Raw genomic sequence first — 19,100 nt, forward strand, 5'->3', positions numbered from 1 at the left:
TCACACCCGTTCCCATTCCGAACACGGCAGTTAAGCTCTTCAGCGCCGATGGTAGTTGGGGGTTTCCCCCTGTGAGAGTAGGACGCCGCCAAGCCATTTCAAAAGATCAGCCATAAGGCTGGTCTTTTTTTGCTTAATGCAAAGAAAAATCATTGGATATAAAGGGATTATCAATTATGGAAACTTTTATGAAGACATACACGTATTGAAATTCTTCATCATACATTGTTAAAAGCATCCCCGGTTCTCTTAAACTATTTAAATTAATGTATGCGAACAATGGTTTTTGGGGAGAATGCAGGTATGGAGGTGGAGATGTTGGGGACAACAACAACCAAAACAACGGCAGGGGAAACATGCGCGGTTTGTGAACAAATAAAAGGAATGGGTATACATCTATATACGACTTTTATTTGCGAGGAATGCGAAAGGGATATGATCGGGACGGATACGAACGATCCCAAGTACCAATATTACTTAAAGAAATTGAGAAAAATCACTAATCCTGAAATATTATCATGAAAAAATAGTTTGTGGAAAGTTAAAGAGTCAGAGAAAAAAGAAATGGTGTGTTTCTTTAGTCTCTGATTCTTTTTTTGGTACTTTAGAAGAATGCTTGCCAAAACGCTTCAAGCTGCAACCAGACTGTTTGGGGATACATAATCGCCTTCCTATTGTCGCAATATGAGATAAAATTGAACTTATTTGATAAAATGAAAAAATACTATGACGTGAGGGAAGAGAAAAATGAATCAATCTCAGACACCATTGTTCGATGCAATGAGTGCATTTCATAAAAAAAGCCCAATATCCCTGCATGTCCCAGGACATAAAAATGGATGGGTATTTAGTAAAAAGGGCCAAGCTTTATATAACCCCCTGCTTGGTATTGATGCCACGGAGTTAAGCGGTTTAGATGACCTGCATGCTCCAGAGGGCGCCATTTTAAAGTCCGAGCAACTACTCGCTGACCTATATGGGGTAAAGCGGAGTTATTTTCTCGTTAATGGGTCAACCGTAGGCAACATTGCCATGATTCTTGCTGCCTGCCGGGAAGGTGATAAGGTCCTTGTCCAAAGAAACTGCCATAAATCAATTTTACATGGATTGATGTTAGCGAATGTACAACCGATTTTTTTGCAACCGGATTATTATGAGAAATGGGGCATTGCCGGCGGTGTGGGATCAAATTTAATTAAAGAAGCCTTGAGTGTACATCCAGATGTAAAAGCCATCATTGTTACCTATCCTAATTATTATGGAATTGGTGAAGACTTGACGGAAATGGTAAGGCTCGCACATCAAAAGGGGATCCCTGTGCTGGTGGACGAGGCACATGGCGCTCATTTTCAGATAGGAAGTCCGTTTCCCAAGCCGGCCATTTTGGCAGGGGCAGACGCCGTTGTCCATTCAGCGCATAAAACACTGCCGGCCATGACGATGGGGTCATTTCTTCATGTGAATTCATCCTTAATTGATGTCGATCAAGCATCATTCTATTTACAAATGCTTCAGTCCAGCAGTCCATCTTACCCAATTATGGGTTCGCTCGACTTGGCCAGGGCCTACTTAGCCGCTTTTACATCAGAAGATAAAAAATTCCTTATTGAAAAGATATCGGATTTCAGAGGAGAATTAGGTGCCCTGCAAACAGTAAGGGTGCTGGAGTCGCCGCCAGGCACCTTGGCAGACCCGCTAAAAGTAGTCATTCAATCAACTAATGGTTTAAGCGGATTTGAGTTACAGCAGCTATGTGAAGCCGAAGGCATTTTTACGGAGTTGGCTGATCCTGATAATTTATTAATGATTTTACCCTTATTAAAAATGGGTACCGATTTTCCTTTTCATGAAATCATACAAACTATAAAAAGTGCCACTCAAGACAGAACTGGAAACAAGGGAGCAGATCTTCGGGTCCTCTGGCCTGATGGAAGGTCAATGGCAGGGCTTGAAATGCCCTACTCCGTCATGAAGCATAGCAAAGCAAGACCTGTCGAATTACGGAAAGCAGTCGGAGAGGTATCCGCCGAGATGGTCATTCCTTATCCGCCGGGCATCCCTTTAATTATGTCCGGGGAAATGATTACTCCTGAACATATATCCAATTTGCGGAGACTGCTGGAAATGGGATCAAGGTTTCATGGTGGTTCCTCCCTTTCAAACGGAGAATTAATCGTTTATGAAAGCAGGCAGACTGGTTAAAATGATATACTACATACAAAGAACCTTGGAGGTACATCGATGAAACGTGGTATTTTTATAACAATGGAAGGGCCTGAGGGTGCCGGGAAAACAACCATTACCCAAATGCTCGGCAAGGCTCTGCAACAAGAAGGCTATCAAGTTCTATTAACCCGTGAGCCAGGGGGAGTTCCCATTTCGGAGCAAATTAGGGAAGTGATCCTTAATAAAGATAATACAGCCATGGACTCGAGGACAGAGGCTTTATTATACGCAGCAGCAAGGCGTCAGCATTTAGTGGAAGTGGTCATGCCTGAGCTGGAACGAGGGGGAATTGTCCTCTGTGACCGATTTATAGATAGCTCGTTAGCCTATCAGGGTCATGCAAGGGGTTTGGATATAGAAGAAGTTTACAATATCAATAAATTTGCAATTGGAGATATGATGCCAGATGCCACGCTCTTTTTTGATATCGACCCAGAAGAGGGATTGAGGCGCATCCAGTCCAATGGGGAACGGGAAGTGAACCGGCTGGATCTTGAAGCCCTCGACTTTCATAAAAAAGTTTGTGAAGGGTATCAGTTCATTATAAATAGATGGAAAGAACGTTTCATTATCGTGGATGCAGGCCGGACAATAGATGAAGTCTTTGAGGAAACGAAAGCCAGCTTATTGGATTTTTTAGCGAAAGCGGGAAACTGATTATATAGGTTTCCATATTATTCAACCAATACTATTTGATATAATGTAGTTAGTAAAAATTCAGAGTAACCGGAGGATGATGAGAATGAAAATGATCATTGCTGTCGTTCAAGACAAGGATAGTCATCGCCTGCTGAATCAATTAGTGGAAAATAATTTCGGAACGACCAAACTAGCCAGCACTGGCGGGTTTTTAAAATCAGGTAATACGACTTTTATGATCGGAACAGAGGATGAACGTGTTGACCAAGCCATCCAGATCATCAAACAGAATTGTCAGTCACGATCCCAATTAGTTTCACCGGTTTCACCGATGGGCGGGAATGCCGAGTCATATGTACCTTACCCAGTGGAGATTCAAGTGGGCGGTGCGACCATTTTTGTTCTGCCGGTTGAAAACTTTTTACAATTTTAACGGTTAGTTTCAGGGAGGTTCATTATGAAAATCAACCATGATATCCCTATTAAGCTGGATAAATCGCGTCAGGATGCCAAACAATTTCAAACCGGAAATGGCAGATTTCAACAAATGGTCCAAACACAGGATCAAAAGATGCAAATCCAAACATTAAACCGTTTGATAGGCGATATCGAAGGGGCGGGGCAGCGTTTAGTAAGGTCACGTACTTTTAGGGAATTGGCAAAATATAAAGCATTGGTGAAACGGTTTGTTAAAGAAGCGGTTGAATATGGACTGGAACTGAAGCAATCAACGAGCTGGAATGAATATGGACAGAGCCGGCCATTGAAAACCGTGGAAACGATAGATGCAAAATTAGTCGAGTTAAGCGAGGAAATTCTTAATAAAGAGAAAAGTTCGCTTGAAATATTGGAAATTATTGGCGAGATTAAAGGTCTTCTGATTAATTTATATACTTAAGTGAGTTGATGGTTTTGGATAAAACATGGCAGGACATGAGTGAAATTCAGCCGCAGGTAATGACGATGCTGCAAAATAGCATAACGAAGAACAGGGTGGCTCATGCGTATTTATTTGAAGGGGAAAAAGGGACTGGCAAGCAAGAGATAAGCTATGGCTTTGCCAAAAGCTTACTATGTGAAGCCCCGACAGCAGGTTATGAGCCATGCGAACTTTGTCGGAATTGCAAACGGATTTCAAGTGGGAATCATCCAGATGTCCATTTGATAGAAAAAGACGGTCTCTCAATAAAGAAAGAGCAAATCAAGGGGCTTCAGGAAGAATTTTCGAAAAAGAGCGTAGAGGCAGATCGGAAGGTTTATATGATTGCCGATGCTGACAAAATGTCGGTGGGGGCAGCCAACAGTCTATTGAAATTTTTAGAAGAACCTTCGGCTGATACTGTAGCAATATTGATGACCGAACAGCTTCAGAGGATTCTGCCGACTATATTATCAAGGTGCCAAGTGATTTCGTTCAAGCCATTATCTCCGGAGAATGTGAAACGGAAGCTGATAGAACAGGAGTTAGAACCACAGCTGGCCTCGGTCATCGCCCACATCACACAGAATGTGGAAGCCGGAATTGAGCTTAGCCATGATGAATGGTTTGTACAAGCTCAAAAAATAGTGGTAAAATTATATGAAGTGTTAAAACTTAATTCCTTGAAGGCAATGCTGTACCTTCAGACGGATTGGTTCACACACTTTAAAGAAAGAGAACAGGTTGACAGAGGTCTTGATTTGTTACTTCTTATATATAAGGATTTATTATACATTCAGTTGGACAAAAAGGACTTCGTTGTGTTCCAAAATAAACTGAAGGAATTTGAAACTCACGCTCTTCATCTTTCCCCAAGACGCCTTGCTGAACATATGGGTTGCATTTTGGAAGCAAAAAGGAAGCTGATGTCCAACACGAATCCACAGCTGTTGATGGAACAGCTTGTGCTGAATTTGCAGGAGGGATCATGATTTGTATGATGTTGTAGGTGTCCGTTTTAAAAAGGCGGGCAAAATATACTACTTCGATCCGGGTGAATTCGCAATTCCTAAGGACGATTTTGTAATAGTGGAGACTGTCCGCGGTGTTGAATTCGGTAAAGTCGTTACAGCCCGTAAACAAGTAGATGAAAACGATGTTGTCCTGCCATTGAAAAAAGTACTTCGGGTCGCTGATGCAAAAGATAAGCTGATTGTAGACGAGAATAAGGCGGCTGCAGAAGAGGCTTACACTATATGTTGTCAAAAGGTTGTGGAACATAAGCTGGATATGAAGCTGGTTGATGTGTCATATACTTTCGACAGAAATAAAGTCGTGTTTTATTTTACAGCGGATGGTCGCGTGGATTTCCGTGATTTAGTCAAAGATTTAGCTGCCATATTCAGAACTCGCATAGAACTGCGCCAAATCGGGGTAAGGGATGAGGCAAAGATGCTTGGTGGCATCGGACCTTGTGGCAGAATGCTTTGTTGCTCCACATTTCTTGGAGATTTTGAACCGGTTTCCATCAAAATGGCGAAGGATCAGAATTTATCATTAAACCCTACAAAAATCTCAGGTTTATGCGGTCGATTGATGTGCTGTCTGAAATATGAAAATGATGAGTATGAAAGTGCGAAGGAAATGCTTCCTGATTTAGGTGAAATGATTAATACGCCTGGTGGCAAAGGCAAGGTAGTGGGGCTTAATATTCTAGAACGCGTACTTCAGATTGAACTAATCGAGCAAGAAAGAGTATTAGAGTATACTCTAGATGAGATTCTAAAAGAGGGAGCCGTTTCTATTCAAGCCACAGATTATTAAGGTGGTGGGAGAGCGTGGACAAGAAAGATATTTTTGAGTCGGTGACCAATATGGAAACCCAGATAGGCCAATTATATAAGCAGCTTGGAGAATTGAAGCAGAACTTAGCTGAAATCCTTGAGGAAAATCAGTCGATCAAGCTGGAAAACGAGCATTTGCGCCATCGGTTGGGCCTTGTGGAAGTCGAAAGTGCGCCTGCTGCAGTTAAGGTCAAACAAAAAGTGAAAAACCGTACTCCAAGTGCGGAAAAGGTTATGGATATCGGGGAAGGCTATGATAACTTAGCCCGTATCTATCAAGAAGGCTTTCATATTTGCAATCTGCATTTTGGCAGTTTACGAAAAGAAGGGGATTGCCTGTTCTGTTTATCTTTTTTAAACAAGAAGTGATAATGGATAATATAAAAGATGTTCCATCTCTTTTACGTGATAGATAGACCGTTTACAATATATAGTGATTCGGGGTCTGACGCATACTATGAGTCAGGCCCCTTTTTGTACGACAGTAACATAGAAGCATGGTCCCTAAACATGCTTTTTCCATACATGATTAGGAGGGTAACAGCAATGGTAGAACTTAAAGGAGATGAGCGCCTGGATTATCTATTGGCTGAGAATTTAAGGATCATCCAAAGCCCATCGGTGTTCTCTTTTTCATTAGATGCCGTTTTATTATCAAGGTTCGTAAATGTCCCGATCCAAAAAGGGAAAATCGTAGACCTTTGCTCAGGGAATGGGGTCATACCTTTGCTGCTGAGTACAAGAACGAAAGGGACAATTACCGGTGTTGAAATTCAAGAGCGGTTATATGATATGGCCCAGAGGAGCATGGAATATAATGGCGTATCCTCGCAGATCGAGATGATTCATGGGGATATAAAGGAAATACCAAAACAGATAGGGTATAGCAAATATGATGTCGTTACTTGCAATCCACCTTATTTCCCGACGCCATCTATCGAGGAAATTAACAAAAATGAACATTTTGCAATTGCCCGACATGAATTAATGTGTAATCTAGAGGACGTCATGCGTGTTTCAAGTCAGTTGCTGCGTCAAGGTGGGAAAGCGGCATTCGTTCATAGACCGGGACGTCTGATGGATATCCTGCATTTCATGAGGATGTACAGAATTGAACCGAAGCGACTGCAATTCGTTTATCCAAAGAGTTCAAAAGAAGCGAATACGATTCTTATTGAAGGGATAAAGGACGGCAACCCTGATTTGAAGATTCTTCCTCCGCTTGTAGTCTATAATGATCAGAATGAGTATAATCCGGAAATAAGAAGGATTTTATATGGAGAGGAATAAGCATTATTTTTATGTTTTAAAATGCAGGGACGGCAGCTATTATGCGGGGTATACAAATAATTTGGACCGCAGGATTGATGCTCATAATCAAGGCAGGGGTGCAAAGTATACACGTGGCCGGACCCCTGTTGAACTGATTTATCATGAAATATTCGAAACACAGACATTGGCCATGCAGGCTGAATATAAATTCAAGCAATTAACAAGAAAACAAAAGCAAAAGTGGATGGCAAAGGAGGATACATGATATGTGGCAGCAAAAGAGTTTTGAAAAAGAAGGATTGGAGCCAGCTCTGTATCTGGTTCCTACACCGATAGGAAACCTAGAGGATATGAGTTTCCGGGCTTTAAGAATCTTAAAGGAAGCGGATGTCATTGCTGCTGAGGACACGCGAAATACGAAGAAATTATGCAACTACTTTGAAATTTCGACACCTATCGTCAGTTACCATGAACATAATAAGGAATATAGCGGGAAGCAGATGCTTGAGAGGCTTCGATCTGGAGAGGTCATTGCATTGGTAAGTGATGCGGGCTTGCCGACGATATCCGATCCGGGATATGAACTGGTCAAAGAAGCCATTGCCGAACAGTTTAAAGTCATCCCGTTGCCTGGGGCAAATGCTGCATTAACTGCATTGATCGCATCTGGACTGACTCCGCAGCCTTTTTACTTTTATGGCTTTCTACAGCGGGGAGCAAAAGAAAAAAAGAAGGAGCTGGAAAAATTAAAAAAAATGGAGTCGACTTGGATCGTCTATGAGTCGCCACATCGATTGAAAGAAACATTGAAACATATGCATGAAATTTTAGGTGACCGTCGTATAGTATTATGCCGGGAATTGACCAAGAAGTTTGAAGAGTTCATTCGAGGGACTGTGAGTGAAGCATTGACGTGGGCGATGGAATCCGAAATTCGCGGAGAGTTCTGTTTAATAATAGAAGGAGGGCAATGGTCGGAGGAGGAACCTGAAGAAGCTTGGTGGATGGCCCTTGACATCGTCGGTCATGTTAATCATTATATGGAAACCAAGCAGTTCACTTCAAAGGACGCAATCAAGCAGGTCGCAAAAGATCGCAATATGCAAAAACGGGATGTATATCAAGCGTATCATATTGATATACAAGAATAATAAACATAAAAAAACTTCCGAAGGCCGGAAGTTTTTTTATATCATTTATTTAGAAGCAGTGAAGTTTTGTTGAATTTCTTGAATAAGTAATTCTGCACCTTCACGACTAAGGATCAATTTACCATTAGCAAGTGTAAGGTTGTTATCGGAAACTTCACCTGTAACTTGGCAAGTCATGTTTGGTTTGTATTTTTTCAAGATGATGCGCTCATCATCAACATAGATTTCAAGAGCGTCTTTCTCAGCGATACCCAATGTACGACGAAGTTCGATTGGAATAACCACCCGGCCTAACTCATCAACTTTACGAACAATACCTGTAGATTTCATTTTTATAATTTCTCCTCTCAGTTACAATCTAGTACCCTATTTCTATTTTTTTCGCCATTATTCGACAAATTTTTTTATAAATTTATAATACCAGCCATTCCCAAATTCGTCAATGATTTATTTTCATTTTTTTGTAAGAAATAGCATGGCTCATTTCGTGTAACAAAAAGGCTTTTAAAGAGAAAAAATCGGTTATGCCTTTAAAAGTAAAGAAATAGCTAGGCTACAAAGAACCCCTCACTTCACCAGATTTCGACAAAGTGTGCATATAAAACATACTTCATTATTATATGATTAAATATAATTTAGTTTCAAAACAAAAGTTCTGAATTAAGGATAATTTTCTGAAAAAGTTTACGAATATGTGAGTTGTTGCACAAAAAAAGAAATTTAGGTATATTTTGTTGAGGTAAGAGGTAATGCTGTCATAAGGGAAGTTCACGTCCAGATCACTTATTTTTAAATATAATTTTTTAATTCTATTAACACGATGATTAGATTAGTGATTATTGTCGCATATAGCGTTAAAATAGAGATAATAACTTAAATATATTCTTATGGCTTGGGCAAGTCCTTTAGCTGGTTTTTCAAAAGATGAGGAGGGAACGTAGTGCAAGATAAATTAAAAACATTCTATATCACGACACCCATATATTATCCGAGTGGTAATTTACATATAGGGCACGCGTATACGACAGTTGCAGGGGATGCCATGGCTCGTTATAAAAGGATGCGTGGCTTCGATGTCATGTATTTAACAGGCACTGATGAACATGGTCAAAAAATCCAGCGTAAAGCGGCTGAGGAAGGAATCACTCCACAGCAATATGTAGATAATATCGTATCAGGGATTAAAGAGCTCTGGGAAAAGCTTGATATTTCATATGATGATTTCATCAGGACGACGGAAGATCGCCATAAAGAGGTTGTAGCCAAGATATTCAAAAGGCTATTGGACCAGGGTGATATATACTTGGACCAATATGAAGGGCTATATTGTACACCTTGCGAATCTTTCTTCACGGAACGTCAGGTGGAAGAAAGCAATGGAAACTGTCCTGATTGCGGCAGGCCTGTTGAGAAGGTGAAAGAGGAATCTTATTTCTTTAAGATGAGTAAATATGCGGATCGGTTACTGAAGTTTTATGAGGAAAACCCGGATTTCATTCAACCGGAATCCCGCAAAAATGAAATGATCAATAACTTCATCAAGCCTGGATTGGAAGATCTGGCCGTTTCACGTACTACTTTCGATTGGGGCATCAAGGTGCCGGGAGATCCAAAGCATGTTATTTATGTCTGGATAGATGCTTTGACCAATTATATAACGGCATTAGGGTACGGAACGGATAATGATTCTAAATACTTGAATTATTGGCCGGCCGATGTACATCTGGTCGGAAAGGAAATTGTGCGTTTCCATACGATCTATTGGCCAATCATGTTAATGGCTCTTGATGTGCCGCTTCCAAAGAAAGTCTTTGCCCACGGATGGCTTCTCATGAAAGATGGTAAAATGTCCAAATCAAAAGGGAATGTAGTGGATCCCGTTACATTGATTGATCGTTACGGTTTGGATTCTTTACGCTACTATTTATTGCGTGAAGTTCCATTTGGTTCTGATGGAGTATTTACACCGGAAGGGTTTGTTGAACGGATTAATTTTGACCTGGCAAATGATTTAGGGAATTTATTAAATCGAACAGTTGCAATGGTCAATAAGTATTTTGATGGTGTAATTCCAAATTACGATGGATCCAATGGTGAATTCGAAAAGGCTTTGCTTGAAATGAATCAAGATACGGTAGGCAAGTATGAGGAAGCAATGGAAAACATGGAATTTTCAGTTGCACTAACATCCATTTGGCAACTCGTGAGCAGAACTAACAAATTCATTGATGAAACCCAGCCATGGACTCTTGCTAAAGATGAATCAAGGAAAGCAGACCTTGCTAGTGTCATGGTTCATTTGGCGGAATCATTACGCAGGACGGCAATCCTTTTGAAACCGTTCTTGACGCAAACACCGGAAAAAATCTTTGCTCAGCTTAGCATCAAAGATGATGTGTTGAAATCCTGGGACAGTTTAGCGGAGTTCGGTCAAATTCCTGCTGAAACAAAAGTTTTGAAGGGAGACCCGATCTTCCCTCGTTTGGATATGGAAGAGGAAGTTTTATATATTAAAGAACAAATGCAGGGTGATGCACCTAAGGCCGAGGAAAAAGTGGAAGTGGCGATTCCCGAGGTTGATGAGATCACTATTGATGACTTTACAAAAGTGGAGCTTCGTGTTGCTCAGGTCATGGAAGTTGAACCAGTAAAGAAGGCGGATAAGCTTCTTAAACTTCAGCTTGATTTGGGCTATGAGAAACGGCAAGTCGTTTCAGGCATTGCACAGCATTATAAACCCGAAGATTTAGTGGGCAAAAAAGTAATATGCGTAACGAATTTGAAACCTGTTAAACTTCGTGGCGAGCTCTCGCAAGGAATGATTTTGGCGGGAAGCCAAGATGGTGTACTCTCAGTCGCTACAATAGACTCATCGATTCCAAATGGTTCAAAGGTGAAATAAACCGATGAAAACATAAAGGTGTTTCATATGAAACATTTTTATGTTTTTTTCTTTATGCTTTTGGAAAAAGTACTTTTATACAGGTTTTGTTTTTGGTGCTGGATTTATTTGTTGGGCATATAAGATCCTTTGTAATCTGTTTGTTACCTAAATGTGAAACATAAAACTTTCATTTTTTTATAAAATAGTGCTAGAAAGGAAGAAAAATAATGTTATTTGATACACATGTACATGTTAATGCGGAACAATTCAACGAGGATCTCGAAGACGTAATAGAAAGAGCTAAGGAAGCAGGAGTCAATAATATGGTAGTTGTTGGTTTTGACCGGCCTACTATTAAAAGGGCAATGGAATTGATAGAAGCTTATGATTTCATGTATGCCGCAGTCGGCTGGCATCCTGTCGATGCTATAGATATGACAGAAGAGGACTTACAATGGATCGAGGAATTATCCAACCATCCAAAGGTTGTGGCCATTGGTGAGATGGGCCTGGATTATCATTGGGATAAATCACCGAAAGATGTTCAAATGGAGGTGTTCAGAAAGCAAATCCGATTGGCAAAAAAGGTGGGGCTGCCCATTATCATCCATAATCGGGAAGCGACCGCGGATATCGTGAATATTCTCAAGGAAGAAGAGGCATCAAGGGTTGGAGGCATCATGCATTGCTTTAGCGGAAGTGCGGAAACGGCTTTAGAATGCATTAATATGAATTTTTATATTTCATTGGGTGGCCCTGTGACCTTCAAGAATGCAAAAAAACCAAAGGAAGTGGCAGCAGCCGTACCTTTAGACCGTTTACTGATAGAGACCGATTGTCCATATTTGGCTCCCCATCCTTATAGAGGGAAGCGTAATGAACCTTCGTATGTGAAGCTCGTTGCTGAACAAATTGCAGAAATCAAACAACTCACAATAGAGGAAGTTTCCCAGGCAACAACTGAAAATGCCAAGAAATTATTCGGCATTAACTGACATTTTATTTTACAATATCTTCCGGGGTTCGCTAGCTAGGATCGCATTTTTTTAAAGTTTCTACAAATCTCGCTCTTATTATGTCGAGAAGTCGCCCTTTCCTTTTCAATATGGAATATGCATAATAGGTAGTAATTTCCTGAATGAGAAGTGAATGGGTTGACAGCTTGATAACTAAGTCTATATAATCACCGGGAGGAAGGAGGAGTTTTTCATTCTATTAAAAACTATGAAAAACCTTATTCCCAAACCTTTTGGGAAGAAGAGAATGGCAATTGCCATTTGCAGTGCTATTCTTGTTTCTACAGCATTGGGAATACTAATATATCAAGGTACAAAGGATACAGTAACAATCATGCTAGACGGAAAAAAAGAGGTAGTGCGTACACACGCGGCTACTGTAAATGATATGTTGGAAGATTTAGAGATTACCGTTCAAGCCGCAGACTATGTCCATCCATCAAGAGCCACGAAGGTTGATGATGATTTAGAGGTGGTTTGGAAGCCTGCACAAAAAATCGTCATGGTACAGGATGGTAAGACGGAGGAAGTCTGGTCCACTGCCGAAACGGTAGATGAACTTTTAAAAGATCAAGATCTTAGTGTGAAGGAACAGGATAAGATCACCCCTTCAAAAAATACGAAGCTGAAAGCGAATATGGAAGTTGCCATAGACAAAGCCTTTTCACTGAAATTAGTGGTAGGTGGAGACGAAAAGCAGGTATGGTCAACTTCGACTACTGTCGCTGACTTTTTAAAGCAACAAGGAGTAAAACTCAATGATTTGGATCGAGTTGAGCCAGAATTAACCGAAAAAGTTGAAGCTGAGAATACGGTAAACGTAGTTCGAATTGAAAAAGTCACCGATGTAGTGGAAGAACCAGTTGACTTTGCTGTCATAACAAAAAAAGATGACTCTTTATCAAAAGGGAAAGAGAAAATTGTCAAAGAAGGAAAAGACGGACTCATTTCCAAGAAATATGAAGTTGTTAAGGAAAATGGCAAAGAGGTCAAAAGAGAATTACTTTCAGAAAAAGTAGTTAATAAAAAGCAGGATAAAGTTGTAACGGTCGGAACTCGAACGACAGTTGCCCAGGCATCACGCGGAGTAACTAACGTTAGTTCTTCAAGCGGAAAAGAAATATACGTATCATCAACAGCTTATACTGCCAGTTGTAAGGGCTGTTCCGGTGTCACGTCTACAGGCGTAGACCTTAAGAGTAATCCGGGTGCGAAGATCATTGCTGTCGACCCGAGCGTAATTCCTATGGGGTCGAAAGTATATGTAGAGGGATACGGCTATGCTGTAGCTGCTGATAAAGGCGGAGCAATAAAGGGAAATAGGATTGATGTCTTCTTTTCCTCAAAAAATGATGCCTATCGTTGGGGTGTAAAGAGAGTAAAGGTTCGCGTATTGGACTAATAAGGTTTCTCTCGCAGGAGATGAATTCGTCTCCTGTTTTTTGCGTTTTATTTTCCACTTGTTGAAAAACCCTATGTAAAACTGTTTTAATAAGATAGACGTCTCACTATTCCATAAGATTTCAATTTATGTGTGTAAACTTTCATAAATGATCTTGACTGGATTCTCTATCCAGAAAAATTTTACGGGGGACCGGTTACGTTTATCCAAGAGCTAATCAAAGCGCTTGCGCTTTTCTGTATGGAGGAAACCATGAAAAAGATTAAAGAAATTATTGTTGTAGAAGGAAAAGACGATACGGTAGCGATAAAAAGGGCTGTTAATGCTGATACAATAGAAACCAACGGTTCCGCGGTGAATGAGTCCTGTATCGAGCAGGTGAGGCTTGCACAAAAGACGCGTGGAGCCATCATTTTCACAGACCCTGATTTTCCTGGTCAAAAAATCAGGAACATCATTTCAGAACAAGTAAAAGGCTGTAAACACGCCTTTTTAACGAAGGAGGAAGCCCTTCCTAAGTCAGGTAGAGGAATTGGTGTGGAACATGCTTCTCCTGAGGCGATTCGTAATGCTTTAAAGGATGCCCAATTAATGGATGAAGAGGCTTCAGAAGAGATTTCACAGCAGGATTTAATAGATGCAGGTTTAATCGGGGGGTCTGGTGCCAAAGAACGAAGGGAAAAACTTGGATCTATTTTGAAAATCGGGTTTACCAATGGTAAACAGTTATATAAGAGACTAAAAATGTTCCAAATATCAACTGATGCTTTTGAGAAAGCAATGGTACAGATAATTCAGGAGGAAAATAATGAATAAGGATATTGCAACCCCTGTCAGAACGAAAGAAATATTAAAGAAATACGGATTCTCCTTTAAAAAGAGCTTAGGACAAAACTTTTTAATCGATACGAATATCTTGAAACGTATTGTCGAACATGCCAATTTGACAGAGGAAAGCGGCGCCATCGAAATTGGGCCGGGAATCGGGGCATTGACGGAACAACTAGCGAAAAGCAGCAAAAAGGTTGCGGCCTTTGAGATTGATCAGCGTCTATTGCCCATCTTATCGGATACACTGTCTCCCTATAACAATGTAAACATCATTCACGGGGATGTTCTCAAGGCTGATGTCAAGAAGGTAATCGAGGAGGAATTCGCGGGCTTCTCGGATCTGATGGTTGTTGCAAATCTGCCATACTATGTCACGACGCCGATCATTTTAAAGCTATTGTCCGAGGACCTACCCATTAGAGGCATCGTGTGCATGCTGCAAAAGGAAGTGGCTGATCGAATTGCCGCAAAACCTGGGACAAAGGAATATGGTTCTTTATCCATTGCCATTCAATATTATACCGAAGCTGAAACAGTGATGATCGTACCCAAAACGGTATTCATGCCTCAACCTAATGTTGATTCAGCTGTAATCCGCCTTACTAGGCGGGTTAAGCCAATCGTCGAGGTTCTGGATGAGGATTTCCTCTTCATTGTGACCCGGGCGAGTTTTGCGCAGCGTCGGAAAACGATTTTAAACAACTTAACCAGTCAGCTGCCAGATGGTAAATCGAAAAAAGAACTCATACTTGCCGCTCTCGAAACCGCGGAAGTGGATCCTTCCAGACGTGGTGAAACACTGAGCATCAAAGAATTTGGACGCTTGAGTGATGCGTTATTGCCAAATTTCAAATAAATGTTATGTGAAAATTTAAAGTCGGAACGGGGTCACTCCCAGCTTCCGGCTTTTTTCATTTTTAAATTGGCCTACCATGAATGGAACGTAACCAAAATGTAGTCAATCCCACCTTTCACCATTCAAGAATGGTTCGCATAACTTAAGAATGAAAATAAACTAGGGCGGGCTGAAAATAAGTCTTCTCATGGGGTGGGGCCATGAATATTCAAATAAACGATATTGTTGGTCGGGTTTCTTATAAATGTGACGTGTTGTTCCGGGTAATCGATATCCATGATATTGACGGAAGACGCCAAGCTGTTCTTTATGGGGAAGATATCCGATTGATTGCAGATGCACCTTTTCAAGATTTAATAATCATAAATGATAATGAAAGACATGATCGACAAAGGTCGAATGAGGTACTTCAAGAACAATCTTACCGCTTATTAACACAAGATTTAGAGTTACAACAACAAAAAAACGGCTATCAATCCAGTAATGGATATCGTTATAGCGGTGAATATTTTCAGATACCAGGGAGGGTCCTCCATGTTGATGGGGATGCATCATACTTAAGGAAATGCATGGATCTATATCAGAAATTCGGTATTCCGGTCAATGGTATCTATTGCAATGAAAAGGAAATGCCCCAAAGAATCGGGGGGTTATTGGACCACTATCGGCCGGATATCCTTGTTGTCACCGGTCATGATGCCTATTCAAAATCAAAAGGACCAATGTCCGATATCAACGCCTACCGTCACTCAAAGGATTTTGTACAGACAGTAAGAGAAGCGAGAAGGAAGGTTTCTCATTTAGACCAACTGATTATATTTGCCGGAGCTTGTCAATCGCATTTTGAATCGCTAATACAAGCGGGGGCAAATTTTGCAAGTTCCCCTTCCCGTGTTAATATACATGCTCTTGATCCAGTATATATTGTCGGAAAGATAAGCTTTACGCCTTTTTCTGAGCATATTCATGTATGGGATGTCCTTCGGAATACATTAACGGGAGAGAAGGGGTTAGGGGGAATTGAGACAAAAGGAGTGCTCCGGACTGGGTTGCCTTTCAAGCCATTTCAGGAAGAATGAACGAGCTGCATTTTGAAAGAATGCAGCTTGCTTTTGGTGGGGAAGAATTCGGATATCCTCACAAAAAAACGGGTTTTTTGTTTGGTAATGTCACTAAGTAATGATTTAACTACGAAAATTCGGTTTAATAATTAATGAAATAGTTCGTTTACATAATTTTTCATTTCCCAGGATATAATAAAATTGTTCGCGATTTTGCCGGATTTCAGATAAAAATATATTGACTACATTTTTAAGTGCTGATATAATTTATTATTTTGTTTGCGTATATTTGTAAATTGTGATATACTTAACTTAGTGAGGTGGACCGAAAATGCCAAAAACTCTAGCTGATATTAAAACTGCACTTGATTCAAACCTAGGTAAAAGATTGCTCTTAAAAGCAAACGGTGGAAGAAGAAAGACTGTAGAACGATTTGGAACTTTGGCGGAAACTTATCCGGCTGTTTTTGTAATTGAGCTCGACCAAGATGAAAATGCGTTTGAAAGAGTATCTTACAGCTATGCGGATGTTTTAACGGAAACCGTAGAACTAACATTTTTAAACAAACAACAAGAGATTTAACTTAGACGAGGCAGCGAACAACTATGTTTGCTGCTTTTTGTTTTGTATAAAATATCCTGTGAGCCCCAATAAAGGCTTAAAAAGGATGTAATGAAATAGTGTATGATGCAAACACTAGGCATGTGACGGCATGTGAAAGGGGTTGCTTCGCTTGAGCAGGAAAAAAGGGATTATGTCAAATGGTCTTAAAGAGGAATTGGCTAAAGAACTTGGATTTTACGATGTTGTCCAGAAAGAAGGCTGGGGAGGAATCCGGGCCAGGGACGCAGGGAACATGGTAAAACTTGCTATCGAAAAAGCACAACGTCAATTGGTGAACAAGGAGTAAGATAAACACACTTAATTGTATCATGCCGTCATGTTGAAAGTAGCCGGACTCTTTATGCAATGTATAGCTCTATTCATTTTTGCTTACATTGTAGTTAAGGAGTCTGGTTTTTTTATGTATCGGTAATTGCTATTTGGATATGTAGCAAGTCTTTTGGGGTTCAGGAAGTGGCTGCTCTCCCATGTGCCTACATGTGTCTATTCCACTCTAAAGGCCAATCTTAGCTTCATTACATTGAAATTACGATGAAAAAACCTTTAGAATATAAACAAATATGATAGAATAGGACAAGAACTTTTAAGAACGTTAAAGTAGGTGGACATATTGAAGCTTATGGAAAAAGCCCCGGCTAAAATTAATTTGGCTTTGGATGTGCTTTTCAAACGGCCTGATGGGTATCATGAGGTGGAAATGATCATGACGACAGTCGACCTTGCCGATAGAATTGAACTAAAGGAAATAAAGGGAAATCATATCCAAATTCTATCCCATAATCGATTTGTTCCGGATGATCATCGGAATTTAGCTTATCAAGCTGCATTTATTCTAAAGGAACGTTTTGGAATCAATAAAGGTGTTTCTATAACTATAGAGAAAAATATACCTGTAGCCGCAGGGCTTGCTGGTGGAAGCAGTGATGCCGCAGCTACATTGAGAGGCTTAAATAGACTGTGGAAGCTAGGTCTTTCCATGGATGAACTTGCGGAAATAGGAGCTGAAATTGGCTCCGATGTTTCATTTTGTGTATACGGAGGTACGGCATTGGCCAGAGGGCGCGGGGAAAAAATCACGCATCTTCCTGCACCGCCAAAATGCTGGGTCATCTTGGCCAAACCGACGATTGGCGTTTCGACAGCGGATATATATAAAAGGCTCCAAACTTCAAAAATGGAGCATCCGGATGTACCTGGAATGATTACGGCTATTATGGAAAACAATTATCACGATGTATGCGAGGGGTTGGGCAATGTTCTGGAACAGGTGACATTGCAGTTATACCCAGAGGTTGCGAACATTAAAGATCAAATGAAGACATTTGGAGCAGATTCGGTCTTGATGAGCGGAAGTGGTCCGACCGTTTTTGGTTTGGTGGAACATGATTCGCGCATGCAAAGAATTTATAATGGACTTCGCGGATTTTGTGATCAAGTCTATGCAGTCCGTTTACTGGGTGATCGAAACAATCTTGAATAGAAACGTACATTAGTGGTATAGTTGCTATATAATATTCGGAATTCACAAAGGGGGTGTCTCAATGAAATTTCGTCGCAGCGAGAGGCTAGTCGATATGACCAATTATTTATTAGAACATCCGGGGGAACTTGTTTCGCTGACTTATTTTGCTGAAAGGTATAGTTCGGCAAAATCCTCGATCAGTGAAGATTTGACGATCATCAAAGATACCTTTGAACAACGCGGGATAGGATCTTTAACAACCGTTCCAGGTGCGGCCGGTGGAGTGAAATATATTGTTTCCATCAAGGAAGAAGAAGCCAATGCCTTCATTGACGGATTATGCGATACGATCGCTAGTCCCGAAAGGTTGCTTCCTGGCGGTTATCTATATATGACAGACATATTAGGACATCCGCAAACCGTGAATAAGGTTGGAAGGATAATCGCTTCAATGTATGCCAAGAAAAATGTCTCAGTCATCATGACAATGGCAACCAAAGGGATATCATTAGCATACGCCGTGGCAAATTATTTGAATGTTCCAGTTGTCATTGTAAGAAGGAATAATAAAGTAACGGAAGGTTCTACAGTGAGCATCAATTATGTTTCTGGCTCTTCAAAGAGGATTCAGACTATGGTACTCTCTAAGAGAAGCTTGGTTGAGGGTTCGAATGTATTAATTGTAGACGATTTCATGAAGGCTGGGGGTACCATCAACGGTATGGTCAGTCTATTGGATGAATTCAAGGCAACAGTTGCCGGAATTGCGGTGCTGGTCGAATCCGAACATACGGAGGAGTGTCTTGTCGAGGACTATGTTTCATTAATCAAGTTGACGCAGGTGGTCGAAAGAGACAAGAAAATCAATGTCAGCCGAGGGAATTATTTTACGAAAAAGGAATAGGGGGAATC

General features: G+C 40.6%; 22 protein-coding genes and 1 rRNA gene. 22 read left to right on the forward strand and 1 reads right to left on the reverse strand.

The genetic code is table 11. The features are described 5' to 3' along the window. From rrf to rsmI, 12 genes are all read left to right on the forward strand, one after another. Positions 1 to 94: ribosomal RNA gene (rrf, locus tag V3595_RS25035) — 5S ribosomal RNA — on the forward strand; the annotation flags it as partial. A 209-nt stretch (positions 95 to 303) separates the two neighbouring features. Then, complete coding sequence (locus V3595_RS25040) at positions 304 to 522, forward strand: sigma factor G inhibitor Gin (RefSeq protein ID WP_241594411.1); 219 nt, start codon at positions 304 to 306, stop codon at positions 520 to 522. 225 nt (positions 523 to 747) lie between these two features. Next, complete coding sequence (locus V3595_RS25045) at positions 748 to 2,202, forward strand: aminotransferase class I/II-fold pyridoxal phosphate-dependent enzyme (RefSeq protein ID WP_485910362.1); 1,455 nt, start codon at positions 748 to 750, stop codon at positions 2,200 to 2,202. 39 nt (positions 2,203 to 2,241) lie between these two features. After that, positions 2,242 to 2,883: a dTMP kinase gene (tmk, locus tag V3595_RS25050; protein WP_053537011.1), complete on the forward strand. Its 642-nt coding sequence runs from the start codon at positions 2,242 to 2,244 to the stop codon at positions 2,881 to 2,883. An 85-nt stretch (positions 2,884 to 2,968) separates the two neighbouring features. Then, the gene (locus V3595_RS25055) at positions 2,969 to 3,298 is read left to right on the forward strand and encodes a cyclic-di-AMP receptor (protein WP_034316369.1); all 330 of its coding nucleotides are present in this window, start codon (positions 2,969 to 2,971) and stop codon (positions 3,296 to 3,298) included. A gap of 24 nt (positions 3,299 to 3,322) precedes the next feature. After that, positions 3,323 to 3,763 (forward strand): YaaR family protein, encoded by a 441-nt coding sequence (locus V3595_RS25060; protein ID WP_485910365.1) that lies wholly within the window; start codon positions 3,323 to 3,325, stop codon positions 3,761 to 3,763. Positions 3,764 to 3,771: 8 nt separating this feature from the next. Further along, the gene (gene holB, locus V3595_RS25065; protein WP_485910411.1) at positions 3,772 to 4,776 is read left to right on the forward strand and encodes a DNA polymerase III subunit delta'; all 1,005 of its coding nucleotides are present in this window, start codon (positions 3,772 to 3,774) and stop codon (positions 4,774 to 4,776) included. A 1-nt stretch (position 4,777) separates the two neighbouring features. Continuing rightward, positions 4,778 to 5,608 (forward strand): PSP1 domain-containing protein, encoded by an 831-nt coding sequence (locus tag V3595_RS25070; RefSeq protein WP_034316366.1) that lies wholly within the window; start codon positions 4,778 to 4,780, stop codon positions 5,606 to 5,608. A 50-nt stretch (positions 5,609 to 5,658) separates the two neighbouring features. Beyond that, a complete protein-coding gene (yabA, locus tag V3595_RS25075; protein ID WP_207117975.1) occupies positions 5,659 to 5,997 on the forward strand; it encodes a DNA replication initiation control protein YabA in 339 nt (112 codons plus the stop codon). Positions 5,998 to 6,174: 177 nt separating this feature from the next. Continuing rightward, complete coding sequence (locus tag V3595_RS25080; protein WP_485910367.1) at positions 6,175 to 6,918, forward strand: tRNA1(Val) (adenine(37)-N6)-methyltransferase; 744 nt, start codon at positions 6,175 to 6,177, stop codon at positions 6,916 to 6,918. After that, entirely contained in the window at positions 6,905 to 7,165 is a 261-nt protein-coding gene (locus tag V3595_RS25085; RefSeq protein ID WP_101225897.1) for a GIY-YIG nuclease family protein, read from the forward strand. The genes V3595_RS25080 and V3595_RS25085 overlap by 14 nt, the downstream gene beginning before the upstream one ends. 1 nt (position 7,166) lies before the next feature. Further along, entirely contained in the window at positions 7,167 to 8,051 is an 885-nt protein-coding gene (gene rsmI / locus V3595_RS25090) for a 16S rRNA (cytidine(1402)-2'-O)-methyltransferase (RefSeq protein ID WP_350300835.1), read from the forward strand. A 45-nt stretch (positions 8,052 to 8,096) separates the two neighbouring features. Here rsmI and abrB read toward each other — a convergent pair whose 3' ends face one another. Then, on the reverse strand, positions 8,097 to 8,387 hold the full coding sequence (abrB, locus tag V3595_RS25095; RefSeq protein WP_170971504.1) for a transition state genes transcriptional regulator AbrB: 291 nt from the start codon (positions 8,385 to 8,387) through the stop codon (positions 8,097 to 8,099). 604 nt (positions 8,388 to 8,991) lie between these two features. Here abrB and metG point away from each other — a divergent pair. From metG to purR, 10 genes are all read left to right on the forward strand, one after another. Next, positions 8,992 to 10,953, forward strand: coding sequence for a methionine--tRNA ligase (metG, locus tag V3595_RS25100; RefSeq protein WP_402907317.1), 1,962 nt, complete (start codon positions 8,992 to 8,994; stop codon positions 10,951 to 10,953). 209 nt (positions 10,954 to 11,162) lie between these two features. Then, on the forward strand, positions 11,163 to 11,930 hold the full coding sequence (locus tag V3595_RS25105; protein WP_305162162.1) for a TatD family hydrolase: 768 nt from the start codon (positions 11,163 to 11,165) through the stop codon (positions 11,928 to 11,930). 229 nt (positions 11,931 to 12,159) lie between these two features. Continuing rightward, positions 12,160 to 13,353 carry a resuscitation-promoting factor gene (locus V3595_RS25110; protein ID WP_485910370.1) on the forward strand — a complete coding sequence of 398 codons (1,194 nt, stop codon included), beginning with the start codon at positions 12,160 to 12,162 and terminating at the stop codon, positions 13,351 to 13,353. Between the two features lie 252 nt (positions 13,354 to 13,605). Beyond that, the gene (gene rnmV / locus V3595_RS25115; RefSeq protein ID WP_137019647.1) at positions 13,606 to 14,169 is read left to right on the forward strand and encodes a ribonuclease M5; all 564 of its coding nucleotides are present in this window, start codon (positions 13,606 to 13,608) and stop codon (positions 14,167 to 14,169) included. Next, the gene (gene rsmA, locus V3595_RS25120) at positions 14,162 to 15,040 is read left to right on the forward strand and encodes a 16S rRNA (adenine(1518)-N(6)/adenine(1519)-N(6))-dimethyltransferase RsmA (RefSeq protein ID WP_485910372.1); all 879 of its coding nucleotides are present in this window, start codon (positions 14,162 to 14,164) and stop codon (positions 15,038 to 15,040) included. Before rnmV ends, rsmA begins: the two co-directional genes overlap by 8 nt. Positions 15,041 to 15,240: 200 nt before the next feature. Next, complete coding sequence (yabG, locus tag V3595_RS25125) at positions 15,241 to 16,119, forward strand: sporulation peptidase YabG (RefSeq protein ID WP_289314098.1); 879 nt, start codon at positions 15,241 to 15,243, stop codon at positions 16,117 to 16,119. A 313-nt stretch (positions 16,120 to 16,432) separates the two neighbouring features. Further along, entirely contained in the window at positions 16,433 to 16,684 is a 252-nt protein-coding gene (gene veg, locus V3595_RS25130; RefSeq protein ID WP_061440325.1) for a biofilm formation stimulator Veg, read from the forward strand. A 151-nt stretch (positions 16,685 to 16,835) separates the two neighbouring features. Continuing rightward, positions 16,836 to 17,012, forward strand: coding sequence for a small, acid-soluble spore protein, alpha/beta type (locus tag V3595_RS25135; RefSeq protein WP_101225905.1), 177 nt, complete (start codon positions 16,836 to 16,838; stop codon positions 17,010 to 17,012). Positions 17,013 to 17,336: 324 nt separating this feature from the next. Then, on the forward strand, positions 17,337 to 18,206 hold the full coding sequence (gene ispE / locus V3595_RS25140) for a 4-(cytidine 5'-diphospho)-2-C-methyl-D-erythritol kinase (protein ID WP_101225906.1): 870 nt from the start codon (positions 17,337 to 17,339) through the stop codon (positions 18,204 to 18,206). Positions 18,207 to 18,267: 61 nt separating this feature from the next. Further along, complete coding sequence (gene purR, locus V3595_RS25145; protein ID WP_101225907.1) at positions 18,268 to 19,092, forward strand: pur operon repressor; 825 nt, start codon at positions 18,268 to 18,270, stop codon at positions 19,090 to 19,092. Positions 19,093 to 19,100 lie beyond the last annotated feature (8 nt).

Source organism: Bacillus sp. CFBP9009 (assembly GCF_036541465.1).
In the GTDB taxonomy this organism is placed as follows: domain Bacteria; phylum Bacillota; class Bacilli; order Bacillales; family DSM-1321; genus Peribacillus.